Here is a 24,500-nt window from a genome sequence, read left to right on the forward strand (position 1 = left end):
TGCTGAATACATGAAATCATATAATAAAATCAGAATTCATGGTTCCTTAGGATATATTCCTCCATCGGAATTCTATCAAAGAACCCTAGAAGGAACAGCAAAGCCTTTAATAGTCAAACTTTAATGTTTTTCGCTTAAGAGAAGCACACATAAATATTTAGCTGAAATCAAGGGCCTGCGGTAGCAGGGGCGTAGCCTTTACCCTTGATGAGGATAAATATTTATGTATAATAAAAAAAGCGAAAAAGCATTAAAATATAAGGAACTAAGAAAAAGAAAGTATTCGTGAGTTTTTGTCCAATATTAAGGGGTCAATCCGGTTTAACGATAGTTTAACGATAGTTTAACGATAGTTTAACGGTAGTGTAACGATTGTTTAACGATTGTTTAACGATTGTTTAACTACTGTTTAACTACTGTTCAACTACTGTTCAACTACTGTTTAACTACTGTTCAACTACTGTTCAACTACTGTTCAACTACTGTTCAACTACTGTTCAACTACTGTTCAACTAACAACTACCATTTTTCACCCTGAGACATGCAGTATAATCTTTGCTTGCAAAGGTCCTATCCCGAGGGATCTCACTTTCTCTTTATCTAAACAGGGACAGCATAAATCTGTCCCTGTTTGTTTACTATGCTAGCTCTAGTTCTTGAACTTCTGTGCTTATGATCTTAGCTGAAACTAGTTCAACTAAACCTCCATCACCTGTGTCAAAGACATCCATGGCTACTATATTTTCCATTGCAGCTTTTACTTCTACATTTGTAACAGTATCTCTAGGATTGTCTAGGGTAATTTTACTGTTTTTACTTGCTTGGTTTTTAAATGTCATTTCAAGTTTTCTTTTAATCATGTTTTCACCTCCTCTTTTAGTTTTAGTCAGAGGACATAGTTAGAGTTAAAGCTACATCCTCTGCTGGTTTAGACTATCTACATTTTAGGCTTGTGTAAGCTCTACTTCGTCTAGTCTCTTAACTGCTATAAGTGGCATATCCTGTAGGTCTGCTAGGGATGTTGCAACTGAAAACAGATTGTCGTTTACTGCATCAATCTTTACCTTTGAGAAGGTTTTAGACTTCACTACTGGATCCCCTTTCCCATTAACTCCTCCATCAAACTGTAATTTAAGTTTTGAATCTTTTACTATTGTGTTTACTGGCATATTTTCACCTCCTTTTCTTGGATTGGGTTGCATAAGATATACTTTTGCCTAAACTACTATTTTTTGAGAAGCTTCTCTGTGTTCTACCGGTAACCTAATAATAATCTATTTAGATAAAAGAATTAAATCAGGAGTTAGAGTAGAGTCATGGAAAAGATAATTAAGAGTTAAGGATTAAGAATTTCAATAACAGTAGTGGAACGATTGTTAAACGATTGTTTAACGATTGTTCAACTACTGTTTAACTACTGTTTAACTACTGTTTAACTACTGTTTAACTAACAACTAATATCTAAATAAAAAAGGAGAAGTGCAAAAGTCATAGTTAGACTTTTGTACTTCTCCTTGAGTTTTAAATATTTTATTCTCCTAAGCCCTCACTTCTAAGTAGGCTTGCTTTGTCTGTTTTTTCCCATGGAAGGTCTAAGTCATTTCTTCCGAAATGTCCATATGCAGCAACCTGTCTATAAATAGGTCTCCTTAAATCTAAATCTCTTATAATTGCTGCTGGTCTTAAATCAAAATGCTTACTAATAAGCTCTTCTATTTTACTTTCTTCTATTTTATTAGTGCCAAAGGTATCTACCAATACTGATATAGGCTTTGCAACTCCTATTGCATATGCAAGCTGAACCTCACATTTGTCTGCAAGTCCTGCTGCTATAATATTCTTTGCCACATATCTAGCCGCATAAGCTGCTGATCTATCAACCTTTGTTGGATCCTTACCTGAAAATGCTCCTCCACCATGTCTAGCATATCCGCCATAAGTATCTACTATTATCTTTCTACCTGTAAGCCCTGCATCTCCTTGAGGTCCTCCTATTACGAATCTTCCAGTAGGATTTATATAATACTTAGTTTCGCTATCTATAAGATTTGAAGGGATTATTTTTGATATTACATGCTCCCTAATGTCCTTTTCTATAGTCTTTATATCTACCTCTGGACTGTGCTGAGTAGATACTACTATAGCATCTACCCTTACAGGCTTATTCCCATGGTATTCAACTGTTACCTGTGTCTTTCCATCAGGTCTTAGATAGTCAAGAGTACCATTTTTTCTAACCTCAGATAATCTTCTAGCCAGTTTATGAGCTAGAGAAATAGGTAGGGGCATTAGCTCTGGAGTTTCATTACATGCGAAGCCAAACATTATTCCCTGGTCTCCAGCACCAGTTATATCAAGAGCATCAGTTTTTTCATTTCTATGCTCTAAGGCTTCATTTACTCCCATGGCGATATCAGTAGATTGCTCATCTATAGATGTAAGCACTGCACAAGTATCGCAATCAAAGCCATACTTGGCTCTAGTATAACCTATTTCCTCAATAGTTTGTCTAACTACTTTGGGAATATCCACATAGCAATGAGTAGATATTTCTCCAGCCACAAGTACTAGTCCTGTAGTTACTGAGGTTTCACAAGCTACTCTAGCTTCTGGATCGCACTGGAGTATTGCATCTAGTATCCCGTCTGATATCTGATCACATATTTTATCTGGATGACCTTCAGTCACTGATTCTGAAGTAAATAACCATTTTTTCATAATTTTTAACCTCCTAGTTTTTTTATAATCCTATTGTTTACATATTGTTGTCAATATATTTTATGTCACAGAGATATCCTTGCCTGTTTATTGTAGCTCCAAATAAAAAACCTCTTCAAAAGAAGAGGTATAATTGGCATCAAACCTCATCTTTCAGAATTTACATTCTGTAGGATTTAGCACCTCATAACTAAAAGTTATCGGTTGCTGGGCTTCACAGGGCCTATTCCCTCCACCACTCTTAATAAGGTAAATTTATTCTTTTTTATAACAAAAATATACTACCACATTTGTTATTATGTGTCAAACATTGTTTTCAAAAAATGACTGTTACTTGATGACTTAAAAATAAAACAATAATTCCAGATGTAATAACACCAGAAACAATAGCTAAAATTGCATACTTAAACCTTATATTAAATAGAGTAGCAGCTACACATCCTGTATATGCTCCCGTTGTTGGTAAAGGAATAGCCACAAGGATATATAGTCCTAACACACTGTATTTCACTATGTTATTACTTTTTCTTAAGGTTCTTCTTTTAATCCACTTAATAAATTCGCCTACTATCCTTACATCCTCTAGTGCAGCAAATAAAGGTCTAAGTATAAGCAATAGAAAAGGTACAGGCAGGCAGTTTCCAATGATACTTATAATAGTACTATGTAAAGGGCTAAATCCTATGGATATACCTAATGGTATAGCTCCCCTCAGTTCAGATATGGGAGCTGCCGCAATCATCATTACTATAAATTCCTCTTTAATAAATTCTAATATTTCTCCCATAATTCCCCCTAGTAATTATGAATAAAATTCATCTTATTATTATTATATAGCAAAGGCTAGTATTATAGAAGATTTTTCAAAACTAATATAATTTGTGTTTTATCAATCTTTCACTAGAAATGAAGCGAATTTTAAAGCTTCTCTCTTATTATTATAGAAAAATAGCTCATTATAGTACAATAAGACCTAATTGACCAATTGCAATAACTCTACTTATAAACTATACTATAATAGTAACAATTTTCGGGGTGTAGCGCAGTTTGGTAGCGCACGTGGTTTGGGACCATGGGGCCGGGGGTTCGAGTCCTCTCACCCCGACCAGTTAAGCTGAGATGATTCAATCATCTCAGCTTTTTTATTTTATCATGGAAAACATTTCTTAAGATTACATAATTGTAATCTATTTGTAATGCAAATATAATCTATAGAACCTTCCAAATACTATATAATTATAGATGGAGAGCCTTGCCTCTGATTAAAATCATAATTTTAAAATCTACACAGGGAACTTTTTTCACGGTTCCAAGTCTAACCTAATGCTATCTTAATTTTATGGCAAACATCTAAGGTTGCCTGCCCAATCTATTTCAACATCAAAGGCTTTTACAAACATACTAATGATAAGGTCTCTATATTACTTGATAACAAAACAAAAGAGAGGTGTATGCACAATGAACAGATACATAAAAAACTTAATAATAGGAGTTTCTTCTTTAGCTATGGTATTTACTAGCTTTACTCCTAGCTTTGCAAACAAACCCTTTATCATACACGAAGAAAGGGTGTCTGAAAATATTTCAAGTGGTGTTATCCACGAAAGCATTAAGCAGTTTAATGCCAAAGGCTGGTGGAACATCAATGTGCTTAGAGTAAATCTTGATGATGAATATACAGACATAAAGGCTCTTTTCGCCCAAAATGGGATATCAAAGCGCGAAAGACTAACGGATATGATGAAAGTTTCAAACGCTGTCGCTGGAATAAATGGAGACTTCTTCTCAACAATATATAACTCATATCCAGAGGGAGCAGTAGTCCAAAACGGAAAAATGATATCATCACCCTATAATACTTGGAATGATGGTCTACCTGTATTTGCAGTGGATAATTATAAAAATCCTTCCATAGGCTTTTGGGATTGGACTATAGGTGCAATAACACAAAGTGGTCAAAGGGTTCCTGTTATCTTTATGAACAAGGAAAGCAGAACTCATGAAGAAGTAATAGTTTATGATAAAAACTGGGGTCCATTGTCTCCAGGCAACAAGGTATTTAATGATCTTGTCGAAATAGTTGTAGTAGATAACTATGTTTCTGATATTAGAATAGGTCAGCCTCCTATGCCTTTCCCTGAAAACGGCTATATCATTGCTGGAAGAGGCAAGGCTGCTGATGTATTAACAAATAGCTTTCATATAGGAGAATATGTGACTCTTGATATTAACACTACACCTGATTTTAACAATATATCTGCAGCTATAGGTGGAGGAAGTCCATTATTAAAGGATGGAATGAAAACTGATTTTAAAATTAATATAAAAGGCGACCATCCAAGAACAGCTATTGGGATTACAAGGGATAGAAAGCAGGTGTTGATGGTAACCATAGATGGAAGAGATACATCCTATAAAGGTGTTAGTCAGGAAGTAATGGCAGATATAATGCTCTCCCTGGGAGCAGTAGATGCTATAAACCTTGATGGTGGTGGCTCTACAACCATGGCAGTAAAGCCTAGCAATGAGGATAATCCAATCATAGTTAACCGTCCCTCTGATGGTAGTGAGAGGAGAATCACTAATGGAATAGGTATAACTAGTACAGCTCCAGAAGGTAAATTGAGCTATATTAAGCTATCTACTGATGATGATAATATGTTTGTTGGTACAACTAGAAAATTCTATGTCAAAGGCTACGATGAGTACCATAATCCTGTAGATATAGAAGATACGGATGTTCAATTCTTTTTAGATGGTATAAATGGCAGATTTGATGGAAATGTGCTTACAGCAAGAAGTAGTGGCGAGGGAACAGTAAAAGCCTTCTACAATAACACACTTGCAGAGATGAAAATTAAGGTTTTTGATGATGTGAAAGAGCTACAATTAGATATAGATAATTTTGGAGTCGATAAGTCAAGCGAAAAAAATCTTGGCAAAATATATGGTAAAAGTAGTGGAGGCCATGTAGTTCTCATAGAACCACAGGATATTAATTGGGAAATAATAGGAAATGTTGGCTATGTACAGAATGGAATATTTTATAGTTCTGATAAACCAGCTTCTGGTGCAATAGTAGCCAGAATAGGTAGTGCAGTTAAGGGTGCACTAGTCACCGTAGGGTTTGAAGAAGTTATGATAAATGACTTTGAGAACCTAGGAGGCCTTAGCTTCCTGTCCTATCCTCAAGTAGTTACAGGCAGTATAGATCTAAGCTCTGAAAGTGCAGTAGGTGCCAGATCCTTAAAGCTTAGGTACGACTTTACTGGGACTGATGATACTAGAGCAGCATATATTGCACTTGGCGAAGGTGGAGTAGAGCTTAGCAAAAAACCTGAAAAAATTGGTATGTGGGTATATGGTAATGAAAGCAATGGCTGGTTAAGGGGTCAAATGTCTGATGGAGCAGGGACAACACATAGATTAGATTTTACAACAAATGTAGATTGGAAGGGCTGGAAGTTTGTCACTGCTAATATACCAGCCGAAGCAGTACATCCGATAAAGCTAGAAAGAATATATATTACTGAAATAAATCCAGTAAACAAATATACAGGAGAGCTGTTGATTGATGGACTCAAGGCAATGTATTCAAAGCCATTCGATGCAGTAAATATTCCTGAATCCACAAAAGTAATAGACGAAAAGCAAAGAACTGTGGATAAAGTAGAAAATGGCTTCAAATTCTTTATGAGCTTTGGAATAGATAAGCTGGATAATCTGTATAAGATTCAAGTAGCTAAAAATATAAGCAACCAGCTATCTAATAGTAAATATGGGTTTTTTATGGGTAAAACTGACGAAATCCTCAAAGGCGGAACTAATGCAACTACGGTAGAAATCTCAACTGGATATCAGCCTATTAAAGATAATGGAATATTGTTTATCAAGGCTGATAACTCAAAGGGAGGACTCAGACCTTCAAATCCAGAGCAATGGATATGGCTTAAAAATGATTTAGCAAATGCTACTCAAAAAAATATAGTCATCACTATGCCAAATCCTATATTCGGTAGTGGTGGATTTACAGATAAGCTTGAAGCTAAGCTATTACATGATACATTAGTTCAATACGAGGAAAAAGGTAAGGACATATGGGTAGTTTACAACGGAAGCAAAAATCAAGTAGATTTAAGAGATGGAATCAGATATGTTGAATTAGCAAAGCCTAATCTAAACAGCACTAGTACTACATTCGATCTAAGACTTTTAGAATTTGCCTATAATAATGGTGAATTAACATATGATTTTGTGCCAATATTTAAAAAGTAGGGGATATCCCCTACTTTTTCACTGTTTCCGTATCTTATTTCTGTATCTAGCTTGTCGTATACATCAGGCCTATCTTCAACTATTCTCATGCTTAGGATTACCCCAACAGTTAACATTGTAAGTATAATAACTAGTCCAGTATAGAATATTCTTTTATTCTTCATAGAATATCTCTCCTTTCACCAGTTATTATTCACTTTTTAATGCTGTTTATGCATCATATCTAATAAGTCAGATATGAGCTTACATGCTTCTCCTCTAGTTAAATGGTCTGTTGGTCTAAACTTTCCATTTGCTCCACTCATTATTCCCTGAGACTGAACATTTGCTATAGCTCTCATAGACTCCTCTGAAATTTCTTCAGTATCTATATATTCTAATTCTAAATCATAATCCTCATCATATCCAATAATTTTACTGACAATTATAGCTGCCTCTTCTCTTGTCATATATTCATCAGGCTTAAATTCATTTGTTTCATTATCTAGAGCCATAATATCTAAATCTAGTATGGCCTTCACATGGTCTGTTGCCCATTCTTTTATACTATCCTTATCTGTACATTCCAGCTCATAGTCTGGGGCCTGAAGCTGAAAAGCCTTTGAAATGAGAATGCTCATTTCTTGCCTAGTTATGTAGTTATTTGGATTAAAGTTGTCGCCGCTACCAGTTACTATTTCCATCTCATAAAGCTTAATAATATAATCCTTTGCCCAAGTATTAGATATATCAAAAAACGGATATATGCTCCCTGTTTTAGATATCCAGTTCCCTACAAGCCAGCCTTCCTGTTCTGTTTCAATGGCTCTTACCTTATACCAGAAATAACCATTGCTTAACACTGGTTCTTGGAGTATTTGAAGCTCCATTAAATTATTTACTTCATGAGTATTTGAACCACTAGGCTCATCCTTTAATATCATTGTCTGTCTGCCATCAAGCTTAACTATATCTCCCTCATAATAAGTTAATATATCTCCATAATGGAAATCCTCAGGAGTTTGAAACTTAGTCTCCTTACTTGGAAGTCCACTATTAGGTAGTAGCTCTTTAGGAATTGGATTGATTATCTGTTTATATTCCTTTTCTGCTATATAATATATTAAATCCTGATAAGCATTTTTTTTGAGCCCTGTATTAGGATTGTTAGACTTGCTCCAGCCATTATAGGCCCATATAGCAAAATACCAATTCTCCAATACATTAGGATTCATATCTCCTATTTGAGGAATAGTCTTTAAGGCTGTGTCCCATTTTCTTAAAAGCACATCTGCCCCTGCCTCTATATTGTAGTCAATATCATATTTTAGTCTTGTATCATCAAACCAGCCATATCTATTGACTATCTGCATAAGGCCTATGCTTCCGCCCCTTCCTGTAAAAACAGAGCCATCGCTGTTAAATTGCTTGTAAACGCTTTCAACCCTTGCAATAGATTTCAATATAACCGAGGGTATACCCCTTTTTCTAGCAATTTCCTCAATCTTTTTCTCTAGCTCTGCCCTAGATGGATTTACATTTTCACCACTTGAATACACTTGCTTTGGTACAAATGCTAAAATCATAGTCATACATAAGACAGAAGCTAAAAGTTTTTTAAACATAACTACCTCCTTGTTCATATCTTGGCTATGCCAAGATTATGTATTAAGATTCAAATAGTTTTCTATTTTATGCTTCAAAATTTTCTAATGCTAATATTTTATAATATATTTTAAGATTTGTAAAATGTAACAACATATCTATGTTTTTTGTTATCTGCATAAAAAAATAAACAACTAGGAAACTCCTAATTGTCTATTCTTTCTTTTACTGCTTTTTCTATAGCCTTTAGCTTGCCATAGGCTTCCTCATGATTTCTTCCATTAGCTGAGATATATATCTTAAGCTTTGGCTCTGTGCCTGAAGGTCTTAGAGCATACCAGGAACCCTCATCAAATACATATTTCATAACATTCTCTCTAGGTAAATCTATAGAACTCTCTTTATCAGAGTAGCAATCATAGCTAATTCCTGCTCTATAATCATTTACAATAGATATTTTTAAATCATCTATTTTAGTAGGATAATTATTTCTAAAGCTATCCATAATAGAATCTATTTTTTTCTTTCCTTCTATTCCTTCTAGATTTATAGAATGTAAATCTTCAATATAGTATCCAAATCTATCATAAAGCTCAGTTAAAGCATCGTATAAGCTCATTCCTAGCTTTTTATAGTATGCAGCCATTTCACATATTAGCATGGAGGCAATTACAGCATCCTTGTCTCTTACAAAGGTGCCAGTTAAATAACCAAAGCTTTCCTCATATCCAAATTGGAAGCTATATTCTCCCGTCTCCTCGTACTCCTTCATTTTTTCTCCAATGAATTTAAACCCAGTGAGAGTATCTATAGTTTCCAGTCCATAATGACTCCCTATAACTCTGCCTAGTTCACTAGTCACTACCGTTTTGATAACTACTCCATTTGACGGAAGAAGATTTTTCTTTTGTCTATTAGATAATACATAATTTAATAATAAAGCTCCTGTTTGATTGCCACTTAGGACAATATATTCTCCCCTGTTATCCTTTACTACAGCCCCAACCCTATCACAATCTGGGTCTGTACCTAAAATAATATCTCCACCTACTTTTTCTGCAAGCTCTATAGAAAGCTTGAAGGCTTTAGGGTCCTCGGGATTAGGGTATCCTACTGTAGAAAAACTTGGATCAGGTAGCTCCTGTTCCTTTACTACATGAACATTTTTATAGCCTAATTCCTTTAATACTCTTCTAACAGGGATATTTCCTGTTCCATGTAATGGTGTATATATTATTTTAATGTCTTTATCCACATCTTCTAGTATGCTTAGGCTCTTTACCCTTTCAATATATAAATCATCTATTTCTTTACCTATTATAGCTATTAGTTTCTTTTCAAAGGCTTCATCTTCGTCTATGGTTTTTACACATGAAAAGTCCTTTATCCCATTTACCTTTTCTATTACTTTGTTAGCCACATGAGGCACTAGCTGTCCTCCATCAAACCAATATGCCTTATATCCATTGTATTCTGGAGGATTGTGGCTAGCTGTAATGACTATTCCAGCACTTGCTTTTAAATGTCTAACTGCGAAGGATAGCTCTGGAGTAGGTCTTAGGCTTTCAAAAAGGTATGCCTTTATACCATTGGCAGCCAATACTAATGCTGCTTCCTTGGCAAATTCAGCTGACTTATATCTGGAGTCATAAGCTATGACACAGCTCAATTCTCCATTATCAATTATCAATTGTCCACTATCTTTTATAAACTCAGCAAGTCCCTGGGTAGCCCTAGATACAGTATATTTGTTCATCCTATTAGTTCCTGCACCTATCTTTCCTCTTAGGCCTCCTGTACCAAACTCAAGGTCCTTATAAAATCTATCTTCTATTTCAGATTTATTGTCCTTTATGCTTAACAGTTCTTCTTTAGTTTCATTATCCACCACTTTACTTTGGAGCCATGAGTTATATTTATCCATATAGTACATAAAAACACTCCTTCGAATATTGTTCTGGCTACATTATACTATATTGTGGAAGAAATGACTACTCATATGTAGCTGGCTATCATATTCCATTTTTAAAAAAACTGGGGTATAGCCATAAGGCAGTTACCCCAGTTTTAACTGTTTCTATATTAGATTCCCATAACCCTTAGAAGCATGTAAATTATCTTAGCCGCTTCTGCTCTTGATGCGCTGTTATTTGGCTTAAATGTGTTATCTGGATATCCGCTTAATATCCCATTATCTACTGCTGTTTTTATATACTCTAATGCCCAAGCTGGTATATTATCTTTATCTGCAAAGCTAAGCTCTCTTGCAGAATAACGTTCTAAGCTTCTGCCTATCATTGTAGCTATTTCAGCTCTGGTTATATTTTTACTTGGGTTAAAATATACGTTTCCTTGAGCATCCTTGGAGCCTGATATGATTCCTGCTTTGTATGCTGCTGCTACATATGGTCTTGCCCAAGCTTGAATTTCGTTTGCATCTTTAAACGCAAGCACTGGATTGTCCTCTAATTTTAGATTCAAAGCTGTAGCTATTAGTTTTGCAAACTGCTCTCTAGTTATGTTATCCTGTGGATTATATTTATATGTTCCATCGCTTTGCTTTACTCCACTTACTATTTCCATACCTAGAAGTCTGTATACAAATTCCTGACTCCAATGGTTAGTCATATCTGTAAGAGTTGCTAAGTTAGTGTTTTCAAATACTGCAAAGTTAGTAAAGTGATCTACCTGTGCAGAAATAGTACTGTTAGAACTGTTTACAACACCACCAATATATATCCATTCGCTTCTGCCTTCGTGATAATAGTATATACCTAGCTTCGATTCATCTTTTACTTTTTCTTTTTCATATCTAAATGTTATAGTCACTGGCTTGTGGAATTTATTTGATTCTCCTGCTATGAACCTATAAACCTCTGATGCTAATTCAATAGCATTATAAGCTGGTATATCTATAGCCTTTTCTATAATTACCTTAACATCCTCTTGTAATGCATCAGCAGGAATTTCTAGTACTACTATGTTTTCAATCTCTAGCTTCCCACCGCTTAATGCTTTTATTTCTTTTTCTACTTTTGGTAATTGTGCTTTATCTTCCTTTGGCTTATCAGGTTTTTTAGTTTCCTCAGGATATTCAGGATCAGTTGGAGTACCTGGGTCTAGTTGTCCATCACTTACTTTAACTATCTCTGCTGCATCCCTAACTCTTAATCTAGCTCCCTCAGGATCTTTTGAGGCTAATCCTATGGCGCTTACTATATCACCTACTTTAATTGTAGAGTCCCATTTTCCTAATGTTTCAGCTGTTCCATTCTTTACCCCAATATATCCATTTAGATATATTCTCGCCACACCTGAACCATCATTTATATATAAACTACCTTTATCTATTCTAGTTACCTTACCCTGCACCTTAACAAGCCAGCCCTCATTGGTCTTTAACATACTATCCTTTGTAGACATGACTTTTGGTGCTACTTCCACTATTGGATCTTCTAAAACTATTAGGTGTTTTTCTTCATTTCTAATTTGCAGCTGATAATCCCCTTCATATTCACCTGCAGTACCTATGAGCCTTACTTTAGTACCTAAAGGTAATTTAGTTTGAGATACTCCAAATACTGTTATACCACCTGTTTCGTCTTGAACATAAATTACTTCAAAGAAAGCATTGTTTAGGTTATTTTCCTTGGAGTATGCTTCTGACATTGAAGTTATTCTACCTTCTATGGAGAATAACTCTCCAAAGTTTTCAGGCATTCCAGCTCTGATTTCCTTTATAGTCTTTACTTCTACTTTTAGCTCTGGCTCTAGCCAATCTAATATTTGGTCTGCAATTTGGATATTAGAGTATCTATTGTCTCCTGACATTTCAAAATCCGAGAAGAAAGTAGTACCTGAAACTATTAACTTTCCTCCACTTGGAAGCACTTCTGCTGCAAGAGCATATACATTTCCTTCTTCCGTAGAAATAAATCCTGTAGGTGTATTGCCTGCATTGTCATTCTTGGTAGTCGAATGTCCCTTAACTAAGAAATCTACATTTTTAGCATCTCCACCGTCTTTTAGCAAGATCGAACAACCACTATAGAAGCTATATAGGTCTTTATCATCTAGACCAGAGGTTAAATTATATTTCGTTGATGTATACGTGTTAAAGTATAGCCTATATGCTTGCCCACCATTAGTCACTGGATCCACTACTTGGTCAGAGTTAAATATAATATTTGAGCCTATGGCATTTAATAGTTTATTACCTTGAACTGAATTTTGATAATCTCCAGTTCCATCACCATAGTTTGCCCTAGAGGTAACTATTAAGGAACCTCCCCTATCCGTAAATTTTTTCACTGCTTGTATTTCTTCATCACTTAATTTTGATCTTTTTACCTCTCCCTTATCTCTTGGTTGTGGAGAAGTAATAACTAAAATACTTATACCTTCTAAAACTTCATCTGTTAATGTATCATGATTTTCTACCATAATCATATTTTTACTCTTTAACATTTCTGTTAACGTTAGTACCATTCCTGCATAATCTCCATTTACATAATGATTACTATGTGCATAGTCTATCATTACCTTTGTTGCTGAACCTTTTGGTACCACTTCTAGCTTAGTACTAATTGTAAATTGTTTATCTATACCTTGAATATTTGCTACTGCATATATATTGTATTCTCCTGCTCTATTAGGCTTCCATGTAACTTTAGCTAATGCCGTTGCTCCTTGACCGATGTTATTTACTATACTTGAGCCTATTTTGTTTTCTGGTTTAATGGAATCTACATAGAAGTCTACCACAGCCTCTGTTAACATCTTAGATTCATTATTAAACACTGTTGCCGATATGTCTATACTAGTATTTACTTCTGTTAAAGATTGTGATACTTCTATATTTGACAATCCAAATGCACTTACTTCACCAACCCAAATCGGTGCTGTTACAGCTATATCTTTATCTGCTTGAGTAACTCTTACATAATAGTAGCTAAATCTAGGATCTAATTCAAAGTTCCATTCAACTATATTAGAGTTAAAGGTTTTTGAAGCTGATACAGCCCCACCATCTGAAATAAGCTCTACTTTTGCTATATTATCTCCAGCATCTGGATCTACAATTGATATACTAACATTCAATTTATCTGCTCTACCAAGCTGCGAACCCATAATCTGATCATTTATCTTATACATTATCTCTAAATTATTGTCTTCAGTAGAGTACACTCTTAAATCTCTAATTCCGTCATATAAGCTGTCTCTTGTAAGGGCTTCAGCCACAATTACAGTCCTTGCTGTATTGGCAAGTATCCAGTTACCTTTATGGTTGTCTTGGTTATTTGAAGGAGCTAAATGCCAGCCCTTATCTAAAGCTCTAGTATAATACTCATAGCTCGGGAAGTAACCACTTCCTCTAATAGGACCTTCACCATTGCCCACCTCTATTAGCTGTACTACGTTATCTACAGTAGGGCTATAGAATCCAAAGTCTGCAAAGTCTCCAAAGGTCTTACCAGGATGGTTTAATTGATTTATTGACTCTGGCCATTGTGCAATTTTGTTATAATATGCCTGCAAATTCATTTTAGAATTAGATCTTGATGCAAACCACGGGGTATTAAATGTATTGATATGGCCCCATCCACCAGTCCCGCCACTCCAAGTCATTTCGTAGCCTGGTATCCCGACAAAACTGCCATCTCGGCTGTATTCAACAGCTTTTGTATTAATTGTTTTCCATTTGTCACTATTAGATTGACTAACTGCGGTTATGCTTTCGTTCATCAAGTCTTTTTCATTATCAAACCAATTTGAGTGGTCTGTTACTGCAAAGAAGTCTGCTTTTGCCCTATCTCTTGCAAATCCAAATGCATCGTCTATTGACCCAGTTCCATCTGATAGATTAGTATGGCTGTGAAGCTGACCAAAATAGAAGTTAAAGCTTCTTGTTCCAACATAAAAATCCCATTCAACTATTGACTTTTGAGGTGTTGGAGCATTATCTGATACCTCAAGCCTTACTAAATGTCTACCTATTTCTAGATCAGCCTTTGGTGTATATACTACCTTGCTTTCTGTAATAACTGAATCTTTAGTCACATCTTGACCGTCTAAATAAAGCTTTATTGAATCTTTGTTTATTCCAACGTTGTCACTATATTCTGCACTTATTATCGGTCTTAGGTTATCATCAGTTGATGTTCCTCTTGCAGGAGTTAAATTGGTGATTACTGGTGGTACTATATCTGTGTTAGATATGAGAACTTCATACGGTGTACTTTTCTCCTCTGGCGATGTTTTAATATTTGCTCCATCTGATGCTTCAATATAATATTCTAGTCCTGCAATATTTAAATCTGATTTTAGAATAGTAGCCTCGTATAAATTGTTTTTCAATGTCATATTTAATGATTTATATTCTGGCTGTCCTTTAGTTCTATAATAAAGCTTTACGCTAGCTACATTCCTATCGTCTGTTACTGTAGCAGCTATTGTAAGATCTTCGTATATATTGCCATCAGCAGCCTTAGTATGAGTGATTACTGGTGGCGTTTCATCTGGACCTGTATGCATTTGTTCAAGTTGTGTAATGGCCTTTATTCCTGAATGTGTTGAAAAATAATTTTCTAAACTTCCTGTAACTCTTATATACATTCCCTTTCTTTCAGGATGATCCTTTAATGCAAAACCAGGTCTAAAAGGAGATCCTAGCTGAATATATAACATTTTATTAGTATCTGTTTCTCCTGGCGTATCTGCAATTGCTAGTGCAGTGTCTGAAGTAAAGTTTTCGAATTGAACAGTGGTTTGTGAAGTAGGCACACCAACAATATATCCCTTTACACTCTTAACACTTTTATCTTGTATTAGAATAGATTGTGCTACTGTAAATGGATTAGCCCATGTTCCATCCCCTTCACCATCTCCAGGTGCTTCTGCTGGAATAGTGTATTTAAATGTGCTTATTATACTGTTTTTCATATCTTCTTTTATAGCTATAGCTTTGATAGTAGTATCTTTGTCTATTTTAATAGGTGTCGTATATTCCGTACTATCTTGTGTTGGTTCTGACCCATCTATTGTATAGTATATAGTTGCTCCCTCTGTCACTGTTGATAAACTAACGTCAGTATCTATTTCTACCGTTCCAGGAGCTGGAGTTGCTGTTACTGGCTTAACTGTATTTGCACTTTGGTCTACAACTATATCATTTATGGTTCTAATCATAAGTTGATAATTTTCTCTATACTGTCCTACATTTGCTATAACCGTAACAACATCTCCCACTTTAAAGTTTGAGCTAGGAATCTTAGGATTGATACTAGTGTCTATTCTGAGGTCTATGTTATTAGTACCATCTGTAGCAGTTAAGCTATAGTTGCTTTCTTTGTCTGCAGGCACGACCGTTAAGCTTAAATTTTCAACTTTTACAAGTTGTGATTCAAGGCTTTCATTTAGAGGTAAAGTAGCTAGTTTAGGACTAGGCAGTTCATTTCCCGTACTCACAACTTCTAATAACTCTACGTTGGAAATTTGTTTTAGATTATTAAATTCACCTAATTTACCTTTTACCTTAACCTCATTTCCAACTACTAAGTCAGAAATGTTATTTGACCCATTAAATAGATATATGCCCGCTGTGTTATCTTGAATAAAAGCATTATTTCCTATGAGTCCTGTAACTATACCTTGTACTATTACCTCTTGGCCATTATCCTTAGCTCTAGCTGTTGCAATCTCTTCAAGGATTACAGGTGGCTTAATTGTGTATGAAAATTCTTTCATATCACTATCTTCATATCCACTCTTTGTTGCATAGGCTTTTATGGTTAATGGTTCGTTTACTTCTATAGGTGTTGTATATATTTTAAATATTGCGTCTTCATATAATGGTGATGATGAATCTTTATATACTGCATAGTGTACTGTTGAATCATCTGTAGATGTTGATAATGATATTTTCGTTCCTGCTTCTACTGCACCTGGTGTAGGATTTGCAGTTACTGGTGAAACTTTTGGTGTAGGGTCTTCTCCAGGCCCGCCGCTGTCGTAAGAAGTCCAGGTTATGTTGTCTATTATTGTTTGCCCACCACTTGCTGCACCTATAAACTTAATTTCAAGTTTAAACTCTCCCCCAATATTTATATCATTTACCATGAATTTCTGAACATCTGTATTGCTATTATCTAATGTAAATTTCCCCTTTGATTGTTCATTAATTAATAATTCAATTTCTCTTTTTCCTGAACCTGTCATAGCTTTCTTTGTATCTACAGAGAAGTCTTTTATTCCACCATCTATAGTTGCTGATATACTTGGGTTGTCTGACGGTCTTCTAAACATTATACCTTTTCCATCAATAGAATAATCTACACCACTTTCTACCAAAAGTCCTCTTGCTCCAGAATAATTCCACGTTATACCATTTTGTCCGACAAAAGTTCCTGTTTTATAACTGCTGGTTGTTTCTGGGAAATTATCAAATGTCTCTACATACGTCTGTGGGGCTGCATCTGCTCTATTCATAGCAGCTGGCACAAAACTGAACACACTTGTAAATGTTAATAAAAATACAAAAAACAAACTTAAAAACTTAGTGGTTTTCTTTTTCAAAGCATAATTCCCCCTTTTTTATAATGACAATAAAACGTTTTCCCTCCCTTCATAATTTATAATTACATTAGCTCATAATCCCCTTATACATCCCTTACTGTATATTATTTTTAATATTGTTCCTAATCGTTTTTTGCAGTCAACTATACATATTCGACAAGTATGCAAAAATTCCTTCCAGAATAATGTAAATTTTATCTTTATTAAACAGGAAATTGATTTACTGGATATTATGGAATATAATCTAATTGAATACTTTTCAAGGAGGGCCTATGAATACTAAATTACTTAAATATTTTCCTATTGCAATAATAGGTATAATTATTATTTTAATATTTGCTTCACCTTTGACCGTAAATAAAGAGCATCATTTTGACTTTGAACATGCCCAGGTAATAGGTATAAACAACGAAGCTTTAGAAGAAGATACGGTAATTCCTAACCTTATGCTTGGATATCAGCAAATAAAAATAAAAATATTGACTGGTAAATATGCAGATGAGGAATTTAACATAAGAAACCCTATGAGTAGAACCTACAATGTACATACAAAGCCTGGAGATAAAATAATAATAAGTATTGAAGAGGAAAAAAGCGAAATAAAAAGTATCTCTGTATTTAATTATAAAAAAGAACATGCTGTTTATATTTTGGTAGCACTTTTTTTTGTAGTGCTTTTAGTCTTTGGCGGCATGAAGGGATTAAAATCCTTTATTTCCTTAGTATTTACAGGAGTTCTCATAATATTTTTCATGATACCACTATTTTTTAAGGGCTATAGTCCTATACCATTAACTATCCTAACCGTAGCAATAACTACAATTGTAACCATAGTGATGGTTGACGGCATAAATAAGAAAACCATAGCTGCCATAGCAGGAACTATTCTAGGGGTAATCATAGCTGGCTTAATATCATATATAAGCAGTAGACTTGCTAATTTATCAGGTCTTACAATGAACGAGGCTGAAGAGCTTATGTACATAGCGGGTGTAAAGGATTTGAAGGTTAGGGGACTAATGTTTTCCGCTATACTAATAGCAGCTTTAGGTGCTATAATGGACGTAGCCATGTCTATAGCATCTTCTACCTTTGAAATACATAAGACTAATCCGAAAATTTCATTTAAAAATCTATTGGCATCGGGGCTTAACATCGGAAGGGATATTATGGGTACCATGTCTAATACCTTAATTCTTGCATTTATAGGTAGTTCTTTAAATATTATTATCCTTTTAATGGCCTATGAAATGCCTTATACTCAGCTGATCAACTTAGATCTAATAGTGACAGAGGTAGTACAAAGTGTTTCAGGAAGCATAGGAATTATTCTTACAGTTCCCATAACAGCTATGATCTCTACTTATTTAGCTATACATGAAAAAACTAAAAAAAATTCTAAATTAAGATTCTAATCTACAATTATATAAGCTGCACTTATTAAAAAGAGCAGTATGTCAAAATGCTGCCCAGACCGTAGACAAAGCTCAGTTTTTAATCGTAAGATTTTAGGTTGAGCTTTGTCTGCAGTCTGAAGGCAGTACACGATACTGCTCTCAAACTATTGTTTTGATTCTCGTTCTTTCCTTATCATTTTTTCAGATATTGTATGAGCTTTTACTCTAATGTCTTCTACATCTTTATTAAATAAATGTCCTTTTTGAGCTACAATTTTACCATTCACAATTGTAGTATCCACTAAGCTACTGTTTCCACAGCTTACTACAGCTACGATTGGGTCATGGCAACCTGCAAAGGCAACATCATTTAAATCTAACAAAACTATATCAGCTGCCTTATTTACCTCTAAAATACCTATATCATTTCTTCCAAGTACTTCGGCTCCTCCTCTTGTGGCTAGTTTAAGAGTCTCATAAGCAGTCATACCATCATCACCATATTTAAGATGGTTTAATAAATATGCCCTCCTAATTTCCTCCCACATGTTAGAGGAATCATTACTAGCACTACCATCTACTGCTATGCTAAGCTTTACTCCTTCTTTTAGCATTTCACTAGTTCTGCATATGCCGCTGCCTAATTTCATATTAGACGAAGGACAATGTGCAACTCCTGTACCTTTAAGCCTTTTTATTTCTTCATCATTTAGATGTATTGAATGAGCAAACCATACATCTGGTCCTAACCACTCTAGGTCTTCCATTAGGTCTAATGGCCTTAAGCCAAATTTCTCCAAACAATATCTCTCTTCATCTAAGGTTTCAGCAAGGTGTGTATGCATCATTACATTTTTTTCTCTTGCCAAATCCTTTGTAAGTCTCATTAAGTCTAAAGTCACAGAGAATGGGGAACATGGTGCCAGTGCAATTCTCTGCATAGAATATATGCCTGAATCATGATATTTATCTATAAGACGAATGGAATCTTCTATAATAGTATCTTCACTTTGAACTACACAGTCTGGTGGCAATGCTCCTTTGCTTCGTCCTGATGACATAGAGCCCCTTGTTGCATGAAATCTCATACCTATTTCTTGTGCTGCTTGAAACTGATAATCTATCAGATTCCCGGGCTGTCCTTGTGGGAATACATAATGATGATCCATTGTAGTAGTGCAGCCTGTTCTTAAAAGCTCACTAAAAGCGACTAATGATCCATAATAAACTGCATCAGGAGTCAAATGCTTCCAGAATTCATAAGAACCCACTAGCCATGAAAAAAGAGGCTTATCTTGAACTTCAGGAATTCCTCTAAACAATGTCTGATAAAAATGATGGTGAGTATTAACAAAACCAGGCATAGCCATCTTATTTGTACAATCAATTACCTCAGTATTATTGTCAGCTGGTATATTTTCAGATATTTGTACTATTTTATTTTCTTCTATTAAGATATCATTTCTTTTTATAATCTGGTCTAAGTCATTAAAGGTCAGTATATGACTAATGTTTTTAAGTAATAATTTCTTCATCAATTTCCTCCTATCTTATTGTATATAGTGATAACAAACTTAAACCTTGTCACTCAGAAACAACAAAATCTAAATGAACAAGGTTTAAAAATTCAATAAATTATTTGTTCTTCGTCTGCTCGTATCTGTAAATAGTTTCAAGCACTACTCTTATTTCACTTTCCCATGCTTGAGCAAGTTTAGTATTTTCTGTTTCGTATATTACTTCCCCTGTGTTAAGATTTCCTGATACTCCACATATACATGCTGCTTTTAACTTACGCAAATGAGCTATAGTAAATATAGCAGAAGCTTCCATTTCTACATTGCTAACTCCTAAGTTAATCAATTTTTTTATCCATTCTTCTGTTTCGCCATAGAAAGCATCATCAGTAGCACTTATACCATAATGCAATCCATATCCTAACTCATCCTTCATTTCATTTGCTGTATTAATTAACAAGCTCGTAAATTCAATATCAGGTATTGCAGGAAAACAATCAGGCACGTAAAATCTAGAAGTCCCTTCGTTTTTCATAGCACCTGTAGATATAAGTAAATCTCCTATTTTCATTTCTGGTTGCAATGCAGCAGAACTTCCTATACGAATAAATACCTTTGCTCCTATATTAGCCAATTCCTCTGTAGCAATAGCTGCAGAAGGGCATCCCATTCCAGTTGAAGTAACACTTATCTTAACTCCTTTGTAATATCCAGTAAAAGTTCTATGCTCTCTATTATGTGCTATTAATTCAGCATTGTCTAAATACTTAGCAACAATGTCACTTCTCATCGGATCGCCAGGAAGTAAAACATATTCACCCACATCTCCTGGCTTTAACCTAATATGATATTGTGGTCTTCCTAATGTCTTTTCTGCTTTATTTAAAATAGTCACTATTAATCCTCTCCTCTAAAATTATATTATTCTTCATTTGAAAAAGCTTTGCCAGTATGTGATGGACCCTTTGCATTTTTGTAAGCAAAGACTAATACAATTAATGTTGCAATATAAGGAATAGACTCAACTAACTGAGCTGGTATAGATAAACCTTGTGTGCTTATCTGTATGGCCATAACATATCCAAAAAATAAGGAAGCTAACAATCCGCCTAAAGGTGTCCATCTCCCAAATATCATTGCTGCTAATGCAATAAATCCTCTACCCGCTGTCATGTTTTTAGTAAATACATTTAACATTCCTATAGAAAGATATGCTCCACCTAGTCCAGCTAAAGCACAGCCAGCAATAACTCCACCATACATATAAAGCTTTACATTTATTCCTAATGATTGAGCTGCATATGGATTTTCTCCTACAGAACGTAGTCTAAGTCCTGCATTTGTATAGTACAGAAAGAAATGACTAGCTATTACAAGAATAATACCTAATATAGTCAGATAGCTCATATTGTGTAATATAGTGCCTAATAAAGGTATTGAATCAAAGGTTTTGCCTAAATTTCCTATTGTACTGACTGTAGGAGTCTGTCCCTTGTTGTTAAATATCATCTGAAGTAGAAAAACTGTCACGCTACCTGCTAAAATGTTAATGGCTACACCACTTACAACGTGATCCGCTTGTAGCTTAATACAAACAAATGCATGTAGTACGCCTAAAATCAAGCCTATGACAATGGCTCCTATTACTCCTAAAAATGCAGAATTAGTATAATAAGAAACTACTGCACTAGTAAATGCACCTGAAAGCATTATCCCATCAAGCCCTACGTTTACTATACCTGCTCTTTCGTTAAATAATCCTCCTAAAGCTGTTATGAACAAAGGGGTTGCAATGGATAATGTAAGCACTACAATGCTAGGAGATATAAAGTTACTCATGTCTATTTCACCCTTTCATCCATTTTTACTAGCTTTTTGCTAATAAACTGTGCAGAAGCTATAAAAACAATTATCAAAGCTTGAAGTATAAGCCCCAATTCTCTAGGCACATCAACCTGTAGTGACATCGCCACGCCTCCAGTCTCTAATGCTCCAAATAATATAGCCGCAGGAATAATACCCAATGGATGATTTTTACCTAACAATCCTACTGCGATGGCTGTAAAGCCATAACCTGGAGAAAATGAATGTATAAACCTTTGATATACACCTAAAACCCTTTCTGCTCCTATTAATCCAGCAAAAGCTCCACTTGAAATCATTGAAAGAAGCATTATTCTTTTATTGTTTATTCCTGCATAAGGAGATACTCTGCTATTAAAGCCATTGACCCTTACATTGTATCCCCAAGGAGTATAGAATAAAAATATGAATATTATTATTGACAATATTATTCCAATTAAAAATCCTGTGTTCAGTTTAGATGTTGCTACTAACTCTGTTAAAATAGACGTAGAATTAACTTTGAAGGTTTGTGCTACTAGGCCTGGCTCGTGAAAAACGTGAACAGTTAAATAACCTGTTAGTGCAAAAGCTACATAGTTTAGCATTACAGTAGATATGACTTCATGTACACCCCTTTTTACCTTTAAAAGAGCTGGAATATATGCCCACATCATACCCCCTAACATTGAAACAACCAAGGTTAATGGGAGGTGTAAGATTTTAGGTAAACCTGTAACACTAAATCCTATTATGGATGCAAATATGGCTCCCATATACATCTGTCCTTCTATACCAATGTTAAAAAGCCCTGCATTAGCTGCTATTAAAAATGATAGAGCTCCAAAAATATATGGAGTAGCTCTTTGGAGAGTATTAGCAAGAGCTTTAATATTTCCAAAGGAGCCATTGTACATTGCTTTGTATGCCTCTATGGGATTTTCTCCTATAAACAATATGATAATAGAGCCTACAAAAAGTGCACCTAATACTGCTAGGAGAGAAGGTATCGTGTTTATAATTATTTTATTTATCTTAGACGCTTTTTTCATGTCTAACTGTCTCCTCCCCTGCTTTTTCTCCTGCCATCATGAGCCCAATCTGCTCCTTAGTAAAATCTTCAGGCTTGCCCACTCCCATTATCTCTCCCCTAAAAATTACTGCTATTTTATCGGAAAGTGAGAGTACTTCTTCAAGCTCATTTGATACTAATAAAATAGCTGCTTTTTCTGCACTTCTTTCTAATAGATTTTTATATATAAATTCTATTGCACCAATATCTACTCCCCTAGTGGGTTGAACTGCTATAATAAGTTTGGGATTATCATAAAGCTCTCTTCCAATTATTAATTTTTGCTGGTTCCCACCAGATAAACTCATTATAGAAGAACTTAGATTTGATATTTTCACATTATTCTTTTCAACTATTTCCTCTGCTCTTTTCTTCACTTTGTTTTTTGATAGAAAAAGTTTGTTTAAAAGGCTTGGCTCATGTTGAAAACCTAGATAGGAATTATCTAGCACACTAAAATCTTGAACTAGACCTTCCTTCAATCTGTCGGAAGGTATGCATCCAATATCTCTTCTTTTTCTGTAGTTTACTGTACTCTTATTGTTTATTTCTTGTCCAAATAAATTAATTGTCCCATAATCAATGTGATGAAATCCCAAAACACTTTCAACTAATATTTCTTGACCATTTCCTGCTATTCCAATAATACCTAGTATTTCTCCTTCTCTAATTGTTAAATTTATATTATTTATTCTTTGTTGAGTTTTGTTTCCAGTTACTTTTAGATTTTGTAATTCTAAAACTGTCTCTCCAAATGCTCCTTTTACTGGTTTCTCAACCTGAAGAATTACATCTCTTCCCACCATTCTATTAGCTAGTATCCTCTCATCTACTTCTTTAATGCAATAAGTCCCAACAGATTTGCCATCCCTTATAACAGTCACTTCATCTGATACTTCCATAACCTCTTTTAATTTATGGGTTATAAATATGATTGTACAGCCGTTCTTAACTAAATCCCTTATAATTTGAAAGAAACTGTCTATTTCTTGGGGTGTGAGAACTGCTGTTGGCTCATCAAAAATTATTAATTTTGCTCCTCTGTATAGTATTTTTAATATTTCTAGTCTTTGCTGGAGACCTACAGGTAGGTCTCCAGTCTTTGCATCTAAATCTATCTCTAAATTATACTGCTTACATATTTCTTGGATTTCTTTTCTGCCTTTTTCTTTTCTAAATAGTATCTTAGAATCTGGTTCTGCACCTAAAAGTATATTTTCTAGTACTGTAAACGCTTCGACTAACATAAAATGCTGGTGTAAAATACCGATACCTTTTTGAATGGCATCTTGAGGAGACTTTAGCTGTAATGGCTTTCCGAACAAATAAATGTCCCCTTCATCTGGAGAATATAATCCACAAAGGTTTCTTACAAGAGTTGTTTTGCCTGCTCCATTTTCTCCTATTATTGCATGAACACTACCCTCTTTTACTTTTATATCAACTCCGTCATTTGCTTTTACTATTCCAAAGTGTTTTTTTAATCCTGTCACTTCTAGTGCATAATTCATTTATCCCATC

15 protein-coding genes, 1 tRNA gene and 1 riboswitch are annotated in these 24,500 nt (G+C 34.8%); of the genes, 3 read left to right on the forward strand and 13 right to left on the reverse strand.

Annotated features, from left to right (window positions below):
- Window positions 1–638: 638 nt before the first annotated feature.
- The 4 genes from BLV37_RS02610 to BLV37_RS02625 form a co-directional block, all read right to left on the reverse strand.
- Window positions 639–860 carry a DUF2922 domain-containing protein gene (locus BLV37_RS02610; protein WP_091726858.1) on the reverse strand — a complete coding sequence of 74 codons (222 nt, stop codon included), beginning with the start codon at window positions 858–860 and terminating at the stop codon, window positions 639–641.
- Window positions 861–944: 84 nt separating this feature from the next.
- Complete coding sequence (locus BLV37_RS02615) at window positions 945–1,169, reverse strand: DUF1659 domain-containing protein (RefSeq protein WP_091726860.1); 225 nt, start codon at window positions 1,167–1,169, stop codon at window positions 945–947.
- Between the two features lie 361 nt (window positions 1,170–1,530).
- Window positions 1,531–2,718 carry a methionine adenosyltransferase gene (gene metK, locus BLV37_RS02620; protein WP_091726862.1) on the reverse strand — a complete coding sequence of 396 codons (1,188 nt, stop codon included), beginning with the start codon at window positions 2,716–2,718 and terminating at the stop codon, window positions 1,531–1,533.
- 143 nt (window positions 2,719–2,861) lie between these two features.
- Window positions 2,862–2,969, reverse strand: a riboswitch (SAM riboswitch).
- A 65-nt stretch (window positions 2,970–3,034) separates the two neighbouring features.
- Window positions 3,035–3,505 carry a COG2426 family protein gene (locus BLV37_RS02625; RefSeq protein WP_091726868.1) on the reverse strand — a complete coding sequence of 157 codons (471 nt, stop codon included), beginning with the start codon at window positions 3,503–3,505 and terminating at the stop codon, window positions 3,035–3,037.
- A gap of 244 nt (window positions 3,506–3,749) precedes the next feature.
- On the opposite strand from BLV37_RS02625, the gene BLV37_RS02630 reads away from it, so the two are divergent.
- Window positions 3,750–3,826: transfer RNA gene (locus BLV37_RS02630), tRNA-Pro, on the forward strand.
- 350 nt (window positions 3,827–4,176) lie between these two features.
- The gene (locus tag BLV37_RS02635; protein WP_176967834.1) at window positions 4,177–6,993 is read left to right on the forward strand and encodes a phosphodiester glycosidase family protein; all 2,817 of its coding nucleotides are present in this window, start codon (window positions 4,177–4,179) and stop codon (window positions 6,991–6,993) included.
- Here the strand turns inward: BLV37_RS02635 and BLV37_RS02640 are convergent.
- From BLV37_RS02640 to BLV37_RS02655, 4 genes are all read right to left on the reverse strand, one after another.
- The gene (locus BLV37_RS02640; RefSeq protein WP_091726873.1) at window positions 6,942–7,157 is read right to left on the reverse strand and encodes a hypothetical protein; all 216 of its coding nucleotides are present in this window, start codon (window positions 7,155–7,157) and stop codon (window positions 6,942–6,944) included. The two genes, BLV37_RS02635 and BLV37_RS02640, sit on opposite strands and share 52 nt — an antisense overlap.
- Before the next feature lie 36 nt (window positions 7,158–7,193).
- Window positions 7,194–8,597: an S-layer homology domain-containing protein gene (locus BLV37_RS02645; RefSeq protein WP_176967835.1), complete on the reverse strand. Its 1,404-nt coding sequence runs from the start codon at window positions 8,595–8,597 to the stop codon at window positions 7,194–7,196.
- A gap of 185 nt (window positions 8,598–8,782) precedes the next feature.
- A complete protein-coding gene (locus tag BLV37_RS02650; RefSeq protein ID WP_091726878.1) occupies window positions 8,783–10,510 on the reverse strand; it encodes a phospho-sugar mutase in 1,728 nt (575 codons plus the stop codon).
- 149 nt (window positions 10,511–10,659) lie between these two features.
- Window positions 10,660–17,151 carry an S-layer homology domain-containing protein gene (locus tag BLV37_RS02655; RefSeq protein WP_091726881.1) on the reverse strand — a complete coding sequence of 2,164 codons (6,492 nt, stop codon included), beginning with the start codon at window positions 17,149–17,151 and terminating at the stop codon, window positions 10,660–10,662.
- Window positions 17,152–17,423: 272 nt separating this feature from the next.
- On the opposite strand from BLV37_RS02655, the gene BLV37_RS02660 reads away from it, so the two are divergent.
- The gene (locus BLV37_RS02660) at window positions 17,424–18,566 is read left to right on the forward strand and encodes a YibE/F family protein (RefSeq protein WP_091726884.1); all 1,143 of its coding nucleotides are present in this window, start codon (window positions 17,424–17,426) and stop codon (window positions 18,564–18,566) included.
- Between the two features lie 146 nt (window positions 18,567–18,712).
- Here the strand turns inward: BLV37_RS02660 and BLV37_RS02665 are convergent, their stop codons facing one another.
- The 5 genes from BLV37_RS02665 to BLV37_RS02685 form a co-directional block, all read right to left on the reverse strand.
- Window positions 18,713–20,083 carry an 8-oxoguanine deaminase gene (locus tag BLV37_RS02665; protein WP_091726886.1) on the reverse strand — a complete coding sequence of 457 codons (1,371 nt, stop codon included), beginning with the start codon at window positions 20,081–20,083 and terminating at the stop codon, window positions 18,713–18,715.
- A 100-nt stretch (window positions 20,084–20,183) separates the two neighbouring features.
- A complete protein-coding gene (locus BLV37_RS02670) occupies window positions 20,184–20,960 on the reverse strand; it encodes a nucleoside phosphorylase (RefSeq protein ID WP_091726889.1) in 777 nt (258 codons plus the stop codon).
- Window positions 20,961–20,986: 26 nt separating this feature from the next.
- Entirely contained in the window at window positions 20,987–21,904 is a 918-nt protein-coding gene (locus tag BLV37_RS02675) for an ABC transporter permease (protein WP_091726891.1), read from the reverse strand.
- A gap of 2 nt (window positions 21,905–21,906) precedes the next feature.
- Window positions 21,907–22,959 (reverse strand): ABC transporter permease, encoded by a 1,053-nt coding sequence (locus tag BLV37_RS02680; protein ID WP_091726894.1) that lies wholly within the window; start codon window positions 22,957–22,959, stop codon window positions 21,907–21,909.
- Complete coding sequence (locus BLV37_RS02685) at window positions 22,943–24,490, reverse strand: ABC transporter ATP-binding protein (RefSeq protein ID WP_091726897.1); 1,548 nt, start codon at window positions 24,488–24,490, stop codon at window positions 22,943–22,945. Before BLV37_RS02685 ends, BLV37_RS02680 begins: the two co-directional genes overlap by 17 nt.
- Window positions 24,491–24,500: the final 10 nt, after the last annotated feature.

The sequence above is a fragment of the Proteiniborus ethanoligenes genome, from assembly GCF_900107485.1.
GTDB classification, from domain to species: domain Bacteria; phylum Bacillota; class Clostridia; order Tissierellales; family Proteiniboraceae; genus Proteiniborus; species Proteiniborus ethanoligenes.